Here is a 14,404-nt window from a genome sequence, read left to right as displayed (position 1 = left end):
ATGGTCACTATAGGGCATGTCGCTTTGTCATCAAGTGGATTAAATGACAGATTTCATCGTATCTTTTAGCACTGAAACGGAATAATTAAATTGTTCTTGTTCCTTTTCGTTCAGTTCAATTTCGATTATTTCGTGAACGCCGTTACGATTAAGCTTGGCTGGTACTCCAATATATACATCATTTTGCCCATATTCACCTTCTAGATAGGAAGATACTGTCAGAATACTATTTTCATTTTTAAGAATTGCTTTTGTAATCCGGACAAGGGACATTCCTATTCCATAGTATGTCGCCCCTTTTCGCTCAATGATATGATAAGCAGCGTCACGGACGTTTACGAAGATTTCCTCTAAACATTCTTTCTTTAAATCTTTCTTTCGCTCTAAAACATCATCAAGATTCTCTATTCCGATCTTGGCATGGCTCCAAACTGGAAGCTCGGTATCTCCATGTTCCCCTATGATAATTGCATGAATATTTCTTGAATCCACATTGAAATACTTTCCTAATTCAAATCTTAGACGTGCAGAATCTAAGACTGTTCCTGAACCAATGACGCGTTCCTTTGGCAGTCCTGACTCCTTCCAAGTGACATAAGTTAAGATATCTACTGGATTTGTTGCCACTAAAAATATGCCATTAAATCCACTTTTCATAATCTCTTTGATAATTTGTTTAAATATCCGCGTATTTTTCTCAACTAATTGCAATCGGGTTTCACCTGGTTTTTGTGCCAATCCCGCAGTAATAACAACTAAGTCCGCATCTGCGCAATCTTGATAAGAACCGCTCCATACCTTTATTGGCGAAGGTGCAAACGGCACTCCATGATTAAGATCCATCGCCTCGCCTTCAGCTTTTGCTTCATTTATATCAATTAAAACTAATTCCTCAACGACCCCCTGATTAATTAGTGAATAGGCATAACTGCAGCCTACAGCACCTGTTCCAACGATTACAACACGATTTACTTTTTCTTTATTCATGGTTATACATCCCCCTTAAAATGTTATATGATTAAAATAGGAACCAGCTAACTAATCCAATTACAGCAAGCAAACATAAGCTATATTTAATTGTCACTTTAAATAAATCACTTTCTTTTCCTGCAAATCCAACTGCCGCAGCTGCAACTGCAATTGATTGAGGTGAAATCATTTTAGCCATTGTACCACCCATTACATTGACAGCAACCATCGTTTCGGGTGCTATTCCAATTTGTGAAGCAGTGACAGCTTGAAGTGGAGCAAATAAGGAACCGCTGTTTACAACAGAGCTGGACTAAATCCAAGCCCTACTAAAATGGCTGCCGTTATGGCAACGGGTGCTCCAAATCCTGCAGCTCCTTCTAAAAATGCCCCAAATGAGAATGCCACAATAAGAACTTGCAATCTTTGATCCACTGTAATAAAAGAAATACTTTTTTCAATAATGGCAAATTTTCCGGTTTTTACTGTTATTTTATAAAGGAAAATAGCAGCAAATACGATTGATGCTACTGGCCATAAACCGACTAAAATTCCATATATCGCAGACATCAAAACTAAGATTGCAGGCATTTTATAAATAAAGACGGCAAAAATGCCTGCAGCAATTATGCTGAAAAGCCCTGCTATATAGCCTTTTAATTTAAATACTGTCAGCAAAACAATAAAAACGATGATCGGAACGGCAGCTATAATAGCTGAAAGCCATATATTTCCCAATGGATTATAAACTTGCTCCCATACATGCATCTTGTTCAGCCCCTTACTTTAAAATCGACGAAATGATTTTGTGAAATATTTCACAATATGTATTACAACCTCCCCCTAAATTATTTATTTTGCTTACAAAGTTAGTATAACATCTATTTGTGAAATTTTTCACAATATATATGAAAAAAATATGAACTTTTGAGACATGTCGAGTGCGGTAATCACTAAAGATACGGGAATTGGGATGACAAAAGAGGTTCAAATGCGCATATTTGAATGTTTCTATAAAGCCGATCCATCAAGAAACAGATCAAATGGCGGGAGTGGATTAGGACTTTCCATCGTAAAGAAAATCATTGAAATGCATAAAGGTGATATACAGGTTGAAAGTTCACCTAAAGAAGGTACGGAAATAAAAGTAATATTACCAATAAACAATCCTGACACATAAAAGTTTACAATTACTTTCACAAGGGGCTGTCTAAAAAGTCCATTTTAGTGTTTATGTTTGCAAATTAAAAACCCGAGAATGTTGACATAACAGCATTCTTGGGTTTTAATTTTTTGTCTCATCACCATATTCTGTGATGTTCACACAATTCCGGCAATAAGTTAGCGAGATTGATACTCAATCTAGAGTAGCTCCTTCGTCAGCTTGCAGACCACTACAATGCGGAAAGCTGATGAAGGGCATGGTTAAGCAACCTGATTTTTATAAGTTTTACCTGTACATTCCAAAAATACACGTAGCCGAAATCTTTCAAGGTTTCTGAAGCCAAAAGCACGTCTTTTGATGTTCTTAATCTTATGGTTTGTACCTTCAATCCGGCCATTCGTAAAAGGGGTAAGAAAATATTGTAAAATTTGTGCCTTCCAATTTTCTATCGTCTTGGCAACTTGATGAAATGAAGGAAATGGGCTGCTCCATGCGAGTTGAATCCATTCTTCTAAGAGTGAATCAGCTGTATCATAGTCATTCACTTGGTATATTTCTCTAAAGAGTTCTTTTAGAAAATAGGCATATGACAATTCTGAATGCTCTTTGAGCATCTCATCTAATTGTTGTTTTTCATTAGCCGTTAACTTTTCAGAACCTTTCAAGAGTTTAAACCGTCCCTTTTTTAGTCCAGGAGTTTTCTTTCTAACTTGGTCAAGTGCATGTGTCACCTTTTGCACCACATGATATTTATCAATGACGATACAGGCCTCTGGGAATATAGATTTAACAGCTTTATGGAAGGGATCCCACATATCCATAACAACGGTATGAACGCATTTATCAGACAGAATCTTCTTGGCAAGTAAGATCTGAGTTGAACGATAACTCCGTTGATGTTCCATACCAAGCACACTCCCGGATTGGGTATCCATAAGAACTGTTTCATATCGGTGACCCTTTCGGACAGCGATCTCATCAAGGATAAGGATTAATTCATTGTTTTCTAAAACACTTTCAAGAGTTTCTAAATGCTCCTTCTCTTTTTCTTTAGCAACGGAATAAAATATTCTTTCAACGGTTGTATAAGGTATTTTTTCCTTTCGACTCACTTCTTGGATAGTAGAGCCAATGCACATTTCGTACAGATATTCTCTGTACCGATTGGTCTGATGCTTATTAGGACTGATAGATTCAAATGTTTGTGAAAATACCTCATTACAGTTGTGACAACGGTATCTATACACTCTGACAAATAAGAAAAGGGGCTTACCTAATACGGACAAGTCACGAACCTTTCTTGTCCGCCAGTCATGGACATGACTAGAAAAAAAACCGCAGTAAGAACAGCGTTCTTCTGTAGTATTTTTCTCAACATGTAACAAACTGCAATCTTCAAGAAACACTTGTTTAACAACTTCAAATTCTGGCAAATCTAGTGATACGGAAAACACTTTAGAACCTCCTGTTATGTTAAGTGACGCTAACATTATTGCCAGGAATTCGTGAGTGTTTTCCTTATTTTTTGGGTTAAATCACAAAATGTGGTGATGAATCGATTTTTATTAAAAAGAGTTTTAAAAGAAACCCAAATAAATTGGGGTATTTTGTATCTTTGGTTTACAAATATTCTGTTTGTCCTTTTTTGGGCGTACTTGCAGAATTTTTCGCTTTAAAAATTTTTTAAGCGGTTTGTTGCTTTTTACTCTCTTTTGCCATTGCGAGAGCTGAAACCAGTAATACGATGGCGTTCAAGTAAATATGAGTTTTTACTTTATCGATTCCCCACACATGCAGGGAGTTCGCTGTAAGATAACTTTTCATTCTTGAATTGCACCGTTCTACACTGGTTCGCTCATTGTAAAGTTCTTTCCAACGTTTGGAATCGCGGTGTGGATTAGAGTACCGGCGAAGATCCTTATTCACGTTAATTTTTACTACCATTCCATAGTTGGAGGATGAACAGGCTGCCATTCCTAATGGGCAATCCACTTTTCCGGTTGCGTGTGGACATCTGAATTTGAGCTGATCCTTATTGGCTCCCCAATAAGTCATTTCGTACCCCATAGAACAGCGTGGGGTTCCATTGGAGGCAATTCCTTCGGGAGTCATTTTCATTACGCAAATTGAGTGGAATAATAGCTTGAGCCCCAATGTTCTTGGCGGATTCGTAGTTTTTAAGCTGGTCGTACCCACCATCCATTATCAGGAAATCAATTTTAGAGTTTGTACAACTCTTTACTTGTTCAATCAATTGTGGTGCGACATCCCCATCGTTGATATGAGCAGGGGTTACTTCAATCGCCATTGGTAATTCACTTTTGGTGTCAACGGAAAGATGCATCTTATAGCCAAACCAAGTAATTTTATTACCGAAGGAATCAAACTTTGCCCCCCAATTGGCGTTGCCTGTTTGTTCACTTCGCTTCTTAGGCTGCTTCTTTTCGTAAGCATCAATGGCGGCACTGTCGATAGCCTGATGTTTTCCATCAATTACTCCTTCCTCTTGAGCTAACTGGACGAGATCTTGAAAGATTCTTTTCACGAGTCCAGTTTTGGTTAGTGAAGAAAATACTCGGCTAAGAGTAGAGATGGATGGTGCAGGCCTGCTAATATCTAAACCACATTGGTAACGAAAACGCAGGTCATTTTTCAATCGATTGTGAAGAGAAGTAAAAGTATCAATACCTTCTAATGGGGCAGCGATAAGAGCCCTTAATATCCCTTCTTTGGAATGTCCTTCAGCCCCTTGGGGTGAAGAACTTTTCAATTGTTTAGCATAAGGACGCAAATCTAGAGCACTAAAAAAGATCGGTAATTTCTCTTTTGACTCTAAAATTTGCAATTCTTCAAAGGAAAATAGACTTTCTTGTAGAATATACAAAGTGACTTCCTCCTTGTGGATTTTTGTGGTTTGGTCACTTCAAAATTCTACAAATAAGGGGTGAAGTCCTTTTTTATGCTTTAGAAAACCTTATGGCTCTTGGGTTGAAAAATGTACAAAATGCTCATATTATATAAAATTTGGAATATAACTTTACGGTTATATTCCAAATTTGTTATATTGATTATAGAGAGAAATTCCATTCATTTGTCAACTATCTAAAATGGGAGGTGACAAAATAAGATATAGAGGTGAGCCATATGTCGGAAAAAAATTTTGATATTGATGTTTCAGTGTTAAGTGCGTTAGCTGAACCAAATCGAATGGCGATCGTTGAATTGCTACGGAGTGGACCTCTTACTGTGGGAGAAATCGCAAATCAGCTAAAACTTAGCCAACCACATGCATCCAAGCATTTAAAAATACTTAGCACAAATGGAATAGTGGAAGTAAAGCCTCAAGCTAATCGTCGTTATTACAAATTACGTCGTGAGCCTTTCCAAGCATTAGAAAAATGGGTGACTTCATTTCAAAAGGAAATGGAAAAAAGATTTGATAACTTGGATCATTATGTACAAGAATTACAAAATAAAAAAATAGGGAGGAAAAATAGTGACAAATAACAAAATGATTTCAAGAGTCGAAAATGAAAGGTTTCTTGTATTAGAGAGAGTATATAATATGCCACGAAATGAGCTGTTTCAACTTTTTAAAGAGCCAGAGCATTTAAAACGTTGGTGGAGTACGGATGGTTGGGAAGTAACTGTCTGCAATGTGGATTTTCGTCCTGGAGGTGTTTGGCACTACTGTATGGTATGTGTTGATAAAAATCAAGAAGAATATGGAATGGAATCTTGGAACAAAACCATTTATAAAGAAATCATTGAACCAGAAAAAATTGTCTATATCGACTATTTCTCAGATTCAGAAGGTAATATAAATGAGTCTATGCCTTCTCCTGTGGTTACATTAGAATTTATTGATTTAGGAAATCAAACAAAATTAATCAGCCGCTCTGAATTTAACTCAGTAGAGTCTCTTCAAGTTGTTTTAGACATGGGAGTATTGGAAGGTATAAATCAAACATGGAATAAATTGAATGAATTAGTGGAAAAAATGAATCAAGGAAAATAGATAACAAAATTATTAAGTAAAAGGTGGTTACATGAACTGTTCCGCCTTTTTATTTTGCTTATTAAAATATTACTGATATTTAAGATACAAGATTATTGAAAGATATTTTAGACCCGCAACATTAATAAATTAATAATAAATAGGTATATGTCCTAGTCAGTTTCGTTCCTTCCGCATAAGGTGTGTATTAGGTGAATTCATTACACAGAGAGGAAGGAGAACATGTATTTTGTACCTTATTTCATGCCTAATCCAAACGGAAATGTGACCTTCAATCATCAAATCTCGCCATACGATTACTGGTACCCCACTGTTCAAAACGATTATCGCACGCCAACTCTAAGATTAAGAGACTATGGACCTAACCCTTTCACAATTAATATTAAAAATGCAGCAAGACGAAATAGAAACTATCGAACTGCTCTATGGACAGGGAATCACCTGCAAGTGACATTAATGAGCCTTAACCCTGGGGAAGATATCGGATTAGAAATACATCCTGATGTTGATCAATTTTTACGCATTGAACAGGGGAAAGGAATTGTTCGAATGGGTAAGAGGAAAGATCGTCTTGATTTTGAAAGAAGAGTGAACGAAAATACAGCTATATTTGTACCAGCTGGAACATGGCATAATGTCATTAACACTGGCAATGTCCCTCTAAAACTCTATTCCATTTATGCACCGCCTCATCATCCTCATGGAACAGTTCATAGAACGAAACAAGAAGCGATGGTTGAGGAAAGAATGCAGTATTGGTATTAACTGTGAAAAACGATAAAAGCTTTGAGAAGGAAAAGTCTCAAAGCTTTATTTTTTAGTTTTTCATTTATGAGGTGAAGCCATTAAACAAATTTTAGGTAGCCTTTTTTAAACCTCCTTTACTTATGATAAGGCTCACCGTAACGTTGGATAGGGTAGGAAGACAATAAACTAGGAGAGATAAGTATCTCTCCCTCTCCTATCTTTTAATTATAACTATTGCTTATGCACTTCATTCTCTTTATTTTCTTTCCACTTACCATATTGCTGCAACAACTTTTTTAGGTGTTTATATAAGTTCTCATGGCATCTTTTACTTCCTTTCTTATTGTTGACTGTTGTAATAAAATTGCCTCCTTTAGAAACAAGTCGTATTTGGTCACCATCATGCCATACACCCAATACTATTGCTAAGCCATTCTCGGATTCTCTCACTTCATCATCCTTAATTGGATGTTGCTTCTTCACAGAAACTCCCCCCAATATTTATTTCAATCGCCATGTTTTTATAAGTGTATCCAATAATTTCTTCTGTCTTTTTTTCAATAATTCTGGTGTCCACTCTTTTTCCTGCAATACTTGGGTAGTTAACACAAAGGAACTAACCCCAGACGATGTTGAAAAATACTTTTGTTTCTTCACTTCAAATTCATAATTATTTGCTTGACTATTTTTCTGACGCGAAAGAAGAACTAGATTGGCAAGCTTATGTACATAGTACTGTCTTTCCTCTTGGGAAGGAAACCATTTAATCCATTGGCTATCTTCTTTTGGATTTTGTGGGAGTACATGCTCAACTGTAATCGTTTTATAGTTGTAGGAGGCTTGTCCATCCGATAAAACTGAATCCAAGCGTAACAATATCGGCAATCTAATCTTCTTGATTAAATAAATATCCCCATTTAATTGGTTGATAATTCGATTTTTCTCATCATCTGTTAACTGTAAAGAAGAAGTTTTTGTAAATAAGTCATTATCATTTTCTATTTCTGTTAATAACAACCGATATCGTTCAATTCGCTCATTAATGTTGTACCTTAAAATCATCATCCCCATTGCTAATCTCTCTAAGTCTGTAAAAAACTTCAAAAGCTGGTCAGGGTCATTTCGATGTTTTGATAAATACAAAATTGCTGCAGGTAACCAATCTCGATTATCTATTTTCTGTAGCCAAGTAAAGAGATTATTAATTTCATCTGTAATTTTACTGCCTTCATAACTTGCGTTTATTATTTCTTTAAAAGCATTAGAAAATGGAACTAACTTTCTTTCAATAAAATCAACAGGGTTAGAAGAGTATGGAACATATTCTCGAAATTCTTTAATTATTGTTGTTCTTAATTTTTGTTTACGGTAAATCATTCTTATATGTCCAAAGAGCTCATTGAACTCATCCCTTCCCAAGTACTCCTCAGCATCTTCCCACTTTTGATTGTATGTGTCTTGTAGATGTTTAGGAATTTTTCCTATAATCTCTGCTTTTAAAATATCAGCATGGGATAAATCTAGTCCCCTGTCATTTAATACAGAGAAAATACGATATGCAGAATCAAAGTCAGGGGTACTTACTACAACTAGGAAACACTTTGTAACAATGAACCGTGCCAAATCAATTCTCTCTGCTTCCGTCAACTTTTCAATCCGTTTATAATACATTAAAGCGTTCTTAAGAATTGCTTCCTGACTATCATTTTCTGGAACTATGCCTGCTATAAGTTTTTTAATTCCATCATCTTTTTGTATATATTCTCTAAAAAACTCGGCATCCCTGTCCCTTAAGGTCAATCGATAACGGTCTGAGGTACCACGTAATGAATTCCCTTTTTCATATAAGAACCCTTTTAACTCCTCCGAAATATTAGCAGGAAGCCACTCTCGGAGTACTGCAAGTAAGATGGTAAGGGTAGTTAGTCGTTGTTGCCCATCAAGCACTTGAGATTCCGGCCCTTTTTCTTTAATCAATACAATACTTCCTAGAAAATACGGATTCATCTGTTCAATCGTGCTAATTTTATAAGTTTCAATAAAATCTAATAAGTCATCAAGTAAAACCTCTGCATTCTCAACAGTCCATGAGTACGGTCTTTGGACATTTGGGATAGTAAAGGCATATTCATCACTGAAAATTTTATAAATCGGGTATTCAGCAGCTTTTAATTCTACAGAAGACATTAATTTCATTCCTTTCTTACAAATATAATCTAACTAAAAACGTCGACATATGAACGTACATGACTCCCTAAGTTAATTTTCTGGAACGCCTGTGATGTACTATAAAATTAGAAAATACCGGGCTTTAACTACGTTGAGAAACTAAGTTGAACTTACATAGTCAAATGAATTAATAATAAAAGATAATTAGAAAACCATTTAATATTATTATTGTTCATTTTCATTCCCAATATTATGGCCATTACTTACTATTTCTATCATCCGCTCACCCATGGCAAGTAATTGGTCGAAGGTAATAACAGTTATCGAACTAAGCCTGCTATTAAGCCCATGTAAAGCACGGAGTTTATCTTTATCCCAGCCTTTTGAACGTCCAATTACAATCGTTACTTTAGGATGATAAGCAACTATTTCTGGGTAATCCCTCAATCCTCTTGCTGCTTCTTCTTGAAAAACGTCTAGATATCTATGACATTGGCCTATTACTTTTGAAACCTCAGCCGAGAAATAGTAATTTCTATGTGAAGAATCATAATGTAGTACTTCCATATCAGGCCTCTTCAGTTCTACTAAATCACGATATCCACTAATTACAGATGGTAAAATTAAATCAACCTTATCTGTGGCCGAGATTGACCTTACTTTATCATTGACTACGAATGCATTTCCGAAAGCCCACGGATGTTCTTCACACCATTTTTGATACACCTTTTCATCCTTTATCCCACTATCAAGATATTCTCTTAATTTAGCAACAGCTGAACGTAACTCTTGTAGACGAATTGAATTTCTAAAAGCATTAATTAGCTCAGTACTTAGCTCTTTATCAACAAGGTGCTTTGCAATATCAGGTCTATTTAATACTTCTAAAATTGCCTGAGCAACCTCTTCTGGTTCATGATTGCCAAAGGAATACTTTCCCTCAGAAGATTTTATAATTATATATTCACCATTATCTTCATACTCTGTTAAAGACAAAAATTTCTTTAGGCTACCATATAAGCCTATTGTTGCTTCAGGGTTTAGAGTTACTGATTTTTCGTCAACTGTATACCAATTTAATGGCGGCTTTCCTTTTTTCTCAGTCTGTATTTTAACCTTAACCTCTCTTCCATGGCTCCTATCAATATAAAATGGAATTACCGTTACTTTAGTCTGAGAAGATTCATATAAGACTATCGGTTCAATAAAAGAAACCTTCCCTGACCTAGCTTCTCTAATATTCATAATCTGTACTCCTTTTTTATCCGCTTACCACACCCCTTATAAAAAATGATATTAGGTCAATAAAGTAGACACAAAAATTTATAGATTTTTTTTCGCAGCTACCGCGCTATCGCTTGGTGGCCTTTTAAAAATAATTACGACGTTGTCCTAATTATTTTTAAAAGGTAAATTTTCGGGTCTAACTATTCTATTAATATGCTCATTAAGCTCCCTTTTTGTCGTACATACGTTCGTATTCAGATGGTGAAAAATACTCTGTTGCGGAGTGAATACGTTTATTATTGTAAAATATTTCTATATACTCAAATATGCTCTTTTTTGCTTCTTCCCTTGTTTTATAACGAGTCTGATAGATTAGTTCTTTTTTTATTATCCCATGAAATGATTCAATACAAGCGTTGTCATAACAATTTCCTTTGCGGCTCATGCTACATTTCATTCCGTATTCCATTAGCTTAGCTTGATAGTCATTTGAAGCATATTGACTCCCTCGATCAGAATGATGGAGGATAGAACCCTGTGGTTGTTGACGCTGATAGGCTTGCTTTAAAGCACTTAACACTAGCTCCTTTTTCATGGAACAGTCTATATGCCAGCCGACTATTTTCCTTGAATACAAATCCATCATACTAGCTAGATAAAGCCAACCTTCATCCGTTGGAATGTATGTGATATCAGCTACCCATACTTCATTTGGTTTCGTAACAGTAAAATGTTGGTTTAAGACATTTTCGTGGACCGGATGGTTATGTTTTGAGTTAGTGGTAGCCTTATGCTTTTTCACGGTACGAGACTTCATTCCCTCTTTGTTCATTATGCGGGAAACCGTCTTCTGTGAAACCTTAATGCCTTCATGATTAAGCTTTTTGGCAACCTTGGGACTCCCATACAGTTGGCGAGATTCGATATACACACGACGCACTTCCTGCGTCAATTCTTCTCGACGCTCTTGTCTAGCACTTTTGGGACGATCACGCCATTTATAATAACCGCTTCGAGAAACTTTCAATACTTCGCACATCTTCTCCAATCGGTAATCGAAGCGATGCTCATGGATAAATGAATCTTTTACCGATGGTCTTTCGCGAAGAAGTGCATCGCCTTTTTTAAGATGGAGTTTTCCTCCTCCAGATCCCGAATACGTTTCTTCAGTTCACGAACTTCGTGGTCTTCGGATCGAAACGTTTGGGTTTCTGTTATTTCAGGTTCTTGCTTATATTTTTTCATCCAGCCGTGAAGAGTATTTTCGTTAATTTTGAGCTCACGAGCCACTTGTGCAACGGATTTCGCTTCCTCCAAAATATAACGAACAGTTTGACGCTTAAAGTCTTCCTCGTACCGCCTTTGTTTTTTTGTCATGTAGACACCTCATTTTTCAGTCTATTATTACTATAATAATCTGTGTCTACTTTTTAGTCTAACATCACTTCGCCCGATGTACCATCGAGTGGAATCTCGTATTCGAGGCCATATCATGGTTTGTTTCCTTGCGCTTGTCATGGAATCCTTTTTGGCCTATAAGCTAAAAGAAATAGGATGCCAAACAAGTGTAAAGGATATTTTGCATGATGTAAGCCAGATGAAGGCCTCGAAAATACGCGTGAATGGTGAAGAGCAAATCGTTCGTACAGAATTACAAGGTCAAGCAAATCTAGCATTTGAAGCACTTGTCACACAAGCGCCTCCTAGAGTATTAGAAAAAGACACGTGCCACTAACAAGTGTAGTGGTACGTGTTGTGGATAAAGTCCAAAACACCAGTATTTTCGGGCTTTTCTTTAGTGTACTCTGTCAAACTTGAGTTTTAGTTGGAAAAAGTAAATTTTTGAGCAAACAAAAAGAGAAGAAAAAATTTGTTAAAATTTTTTCTTCTCTCTAACTAAATATACCTTAATCTATAGTCAAAAATTAATTATCTTCGGACATTAGCTACTTCATGGAATCTAATATTTAACTCTTGTAATTTATCCCAAGACTCTTGAAACTGTTCAAGTTTTTTGTCTCGGTCTTCATTTATTTCACGTTGTGTTTTAAACTTAAGGGTTCCGCTTCCGCTTTTAAGTTTACTTAATGCAATTTCTCTCCACATTTTCTTGCCCTCCTTTTTTGTTGCAAGTTCAAACAAAGGGAATGAATTAAACGATATACTTCTCTTGTGTCCATTACACTATCGGTCAATAGGAAAAATAAAGCCTTTGCATTGTCCTCATCTGCGTGAAAATTTAATACCCATGTTATATTATTATGCATTTTCATACTAAACGATATAATAAATCGATTTTTATAAGGTGTATCAAATTCGGGTTCATATCGGTCAGTTCGTGGTCTTAGAGCTCTTATTACAGCATAATCCTTGTCAGTTATTTTATCAGGCAACATTATTTTTTCACTAGAATGACCTGTTGTACCAACATCAGCTATTTTAAAGAGTACTTTTTTTCCTTCATCTTCTCCTAATTCATAAATAGTAAATCCGGAAATAAATTGTAACGAATAAACTGTAAAGTAGCCATTAGTGAATTGATAAAAAATAGTTATAATATCTTTAAGTAAATCTACAATTAATTTTGTTTGTTCCTGTACATCTTCCAATTCTTTTTGAAGTTTTGAGTATTCCTCTTTTGCTTGTTTTACATATTTATTATGTTCCTCAATTTGTTTTTTTATCTGTTCTTCCTTTATCAAAAGTTCCTGTCTACTTGGGTTATGGGTAACTACCTCATCATATAAACCTCTGAAAGAAAATTCAAAGGGTATATACTTAACAAAGAGCTCATATTCACGTTTCCTGGCTAGACGATAAGCACCAATATGGAAATTTTCATGATTTTTAATGTCAACCATCCTGAAAAACTGTAAAGCATACATAACCACTAATGCTATAAAAATAGCTATAGAGCAGCTTATTATCTTTGTATTTATTGAAAATTTTGTAAAAACTGATATCCCCAATCCCGTAAGTACACCAAAAATTAAAGGATTTATTGCTTTAATAATTTTCCAAAAGCTCGCCTGCTTAAACGGTGATATTAATAAAACAGTATACCAAGGAGCTAGCTTTTCATCACTATAGCTTTTCTGTAAAGTTAAAAATACTTCATCAAAATCCTTACTAAGGTCAAGCAACCTTTGTTTAAAGTTTGCGCTCATTTTTTCTCCCCAGTATCAGTATAAAACAAATTTTCTTCCTTATATCAATAATATATGGTTTCATCCCTTTAGTAAAGATGCTTACAAAATCCTTTAATCCTGTTAACTTTTAATATTGGAATACAAAAAACCTCACTTACTTATGGTACGGTTCCCCCCTCATAATCCGAAATGCCCGATAGATTTGTTCGAGCAAAATTAGACGCATGAGCTGGTGGGGGAAGGTCATTTTGGAAAAGGAGAGGGCTTCGTCCGCCCGTTTCATTACCTCTTTGCTTAAGCCGAGAGAGCCTCCGATTAGAAAGGCGATTTTGCTTTTTCCGTATGTGGCCAGTTTATCTATACTATGTGCGAACTCTTCCGAGGATTTCATCTTGCCTTCAATGGCAAGGGCGATGACGTATGCATCGGTCGGGATTTTGGCTAAAATTCGTTCGCCTTCTTTGTTTTTGATTAGTTCCATTTCCTGCGGGCTTATTTGTTCAGGAGCCTTTTCGTCAGGAAGTTCAATGATGTCAACTTTTGCGTACGATGAAAGACGCTTTAAATATTCGTCGATTCCCTGCTTTAAATATTTTTCCTTCAGCTTCCCAATCGCTATAATTTGAATGTTCAACTTTCATATTTCCCCTTTTTTATTTTATCAACATGTTGATAACTATTTCCCACACAAAATAACAAATATTCCACAGATTTTATCCACAATTGTGGATGAATACCTCTATATTTCGTGCCCGAAAATCAGTTCCCAACTATATATACTGCGGTTTTTTTGCACAATTCACAGGTTGTGGATAAGCTGTGATTAAATTCAATTTTTTGAATATTTGGTGCTGTTTCATACTGGTCTACATACATGTCGATTGCTAAATCAATATGATCCTCGCAGCAATACATTTATAATCCTCCTACCCCATAATGAAAACAGGAAAGCTGATTCGC

Annotated in this window: 15 protein-coding genes and 3 pseudogenes; 5 read left to right on the top strand and 13 right to left on the bottom strand. The window is 35.8% G+C overall.

Translation table 11 applies throughout. The features are described 5' to 3' along the window. Nucleotides 1-39: 39 nt before the first annotated feature. The 3 genes and pseudogenes from ACVIJU_RS02275 to ACVIJU_RS02265 all read right to left on the bottom strand — a co-directional run. Nucleotides 40-987 carry an L-lactate dehydrogenase gene (locus ACVIJU_RS02275; RefSeq protein ID WP_063388269.1) on the bottom strand — a complete coding sequence of 316 codons (948 nt, stop codon included), beginning with the start codon at nucleotides 985-987 and terminating at the stop codon, nucleotides 40-42. A gap of 31 nt (nucleotides 988-1,018) precedes the next feature. Next, nucleotides 1,019-1,219, bottom strand: a complete 201-nt coding sequence (locus ACVIJU_RS02270; RefSeq protein ID WP_235600454.1) for an L-lactate permease — start codon at nucleotides 1,217-1,219, stop codon at nucleotides 1,019-1,021. Nucleotides 1,220-1,278: 59 nt separating this feature from the next. Then, nucleotides 1,279-1,737: pseudogene (locus ACVIJU_RS02265) on the bottom strand (L-lactate permease); the annotation flags it as partial. 166 nt (nucleotides 1,738-1,903) lie between these two features. Here ACVIJU_RS02265 and ACVIJU_RS02260 point away from each other — a divergent pair. Then, nucleotides 1,904-2,149, top strand: a complete 246-nt coding sequence (locus tag ACVIJU_RS02260; protein ID WP_082830328.1) for a sensor histidine kinase — start codon at nucleotides 1,904-1,906, stop codon at nucleotides 2,147-2,149. 245 nt (nucleotides 2,150-2,394) lie between these two features. On the opposite strand, the gene ACVIJU_RS02255 is transcribed toward ACVIJU_RS02260, so the two are convergent. Next, complete coding sequence (locus ACVIJU_RS02255) at nucleotides 2,395-3,588, bottom strand: ISL3 family transposase (protein ID WP_063388266.1); 1,194 nt, start codon at nucleotides 3,586-3,588, stop codon at nucleotides 2,395-2,397. Nucleotides 3,589-3,817: 229 nt separating this feature from the next. Next, a pseudogene (locus tag ACVIJU_RS02250) lies at nucleotides 3,818-5,018 on the bottom strand (transposase). 260 nt (nucleotides 5,019-5,278) lie between these two features. Between ACVIJU_RS02250 and ACVIJU_RS02245 the strand changes: the two are divergent. From ACVIJU_RS02245 to ACVIJU_RS02235, 3 genes are all read left to right on the top strand, one after another. Beyond that, entirely contained in the window at nucleotides 5,279-5,641 is a 363-nt protein-coding gene (locus tag ACVIJU_RS02245; RefSeq protein ID WP_063388960.1) for an ArsR/SmtB family transcription factor, read from the top strand. Then, a complete protein-coding gene (locus ACVIJU_RS02240) occupies nucleotides 5,631-6,152 on the top strand; it encodes an SRPBCC domain-containing protein (RefSeq protein WP_063388961.1) in 522 nt (173 codons plus the stop codon). The genes ACVIJU_RS02245 and ACVIJU_RS02240 overlap by 11 nt, the downstream gene beginning before the upstream one ends. A gap of 222 nt (nucleotides 6,153-6,374) precedes the next feature. Further along, nucleotides 6,375-6,917 carry a cupin domain-containing protein gene (locus ACVIJU_RS02235; protein WP_117017583.1) on the top strand — a complete coding sequence of 181 codons (543 nt, stop codon included), beginning with the start codon at nucleotides 6,375-6,377 and terminating at the stop codon, nucleotides 6,915-6,917. 213 nt (nucleotides 6,918-7,130) lie between these two features. Here the strand turns inward: ACVIJU_RS02235 and ACVIJU_RS02230 are convergent, their stop codons facing one another. The 4 genes from ACVIJU_RS02230 to ACVIJU_RS02215 all read right to left on the bottom strand — a co-directional run bounded on the left by ACVIJU_RS02230 (nucleotide 7,131) and on the right by ACVIJU_RS02215 (nucleotide 11,672). Beyond that, complete coding sequence (locus tag ACVIJU_RS02230) at nucleotides 7,131-7,382, bottom strand: hypothetical protein (protein ID WP_063389146.1); 252 nt, start codon at nucleotides 7,380-7,382, stop codon at nucleotides 7,131-7,133. 18 nt (nucleotides 7,383-7,400) lie between these two features. Then, nucleotides 7,401-9,086, bottom strand: coding sequence for a DUF262 domain-containing protein (locus ACVIJU_RS02225; RefSeq protein WP_063389147.1), 1,686 nt, complete (start codon nucleotides 9,084-9,086; stop codon nucleotides 7,401-7,403). A gap of 207 nt (nucleotides 9,087-9,293) precedes the next feature. After that, entirely contained in the window at nucleotides 9,294-10,313 is a 1,020-nt protein-coding gene (locus ACVIJU_RS02220; protein ID WP_063389148.1) for a Shedu anti-phage system protein SduA domain-containing protein, read from the bottom strand. A 202-nt stretch (nucleotides 10,314-10,515) separates the two neighbouring features. Continuing rightward, a protein-coding gene (locus ACVIJU_RS02215) for an IS3 family transposase (protein ID WP_456687195.1) occupies nucleotides 10,516-11,672 on the bottom strand; the annotation gives its coding sequence in 2 pieces (ribosomal slippage) (nucleotides 10,516-11,411 and nucleotides 11,411-11,672; 1,158 coding nt in all). Nucleotides 11,673-11,721: 49 nt separating this feature from the next. On the opposite strand from ACVIJU_RS02215, the pseudogene ACVIJU_RS02210 reads away from it, so the two are divergent. Next, nucleotides 11,722-12,030, top strand: a pseudogene (locus ACVIJU_RS02210) (IS1634 family transposase); the annotation flags it as partial. 194 nt (nucleotides 12,031-12,224) lie between these two features. Here the strand turns inward: ACVIJU_RS02210 and ACVIJU_RS02205 are convergent. The 4 genes from ACVIJU_RS02205 to ACVIJU_RS02190 all read right to left on the bottom strand — a co-directional run bounded on the left by ACVIJU_RS02205 (nucleotide 12,225) and on the right by ACVIJU_RS02190 (nucleotide 14,359). Continuing rightward, a complete protein-coding gene (locus ACVIJU_RS02205) occupies nucleotides 12,225-12,401 on the bottom strand; it encodes a hypothetical protein (protein WP_161939809.1) in 177 nt (58 codons plus the stop codon). Next, nucleotides 12,380-13,462, bottom strand: a complete 1,083-nt coding sequence (locus ACVIJU_RS02200) for a hypothetical protein (RefSeq protein ID WP_063387774.1) — start codon at nucleotides 13,460-13,462, stop codon at nucleotides 12,380-12,382. The genes ACVIJU_RS02205 and ACVIJU_RS02200 overlap by 22 nt, the downstream gene beginning before the upstream one ends. Nucleotides 13,463-13,598: 136 nt before the next feature. Next, the gene (gene rlmH / locus ACVIJU_RS02195) at nucleotides 13,599-14,078 is read right to left on the bottom strand and encodes a 23S rRNA (pseudouridine(1915)-N(3))-methyltransferase RlmH (protein WP_063387773.1); all 480 of its coding nucleotides are present in this window, start codon (nucleotides 14,076-14,078) and stop codon (nucleotides 13,599-13,601) included. A gap of 125 nt (nucleotides 14,079-14,203) precedes the next feature. Further along, nucleotides 14,204-14,359: a CxxH/CxxC protein gene (locus ACVIJU_RS02190; protein WP_065095530.1), complete on the bottom strand. Its 156-nt coding sequence runs from the start codon at nucleotides 14,357-14,359 to the stop codon at nucleotides 14,204-14,206. Between the last annotated feature and the right edge of the window lie 45 nt (nucleotides 14,360-14,404).

Source organism: Aeribacillus sp. SP014, from assembly GCF_054055575.1.
This window is presented reverse-complemented; position numbering and strand designations above follow the sequence as displayed.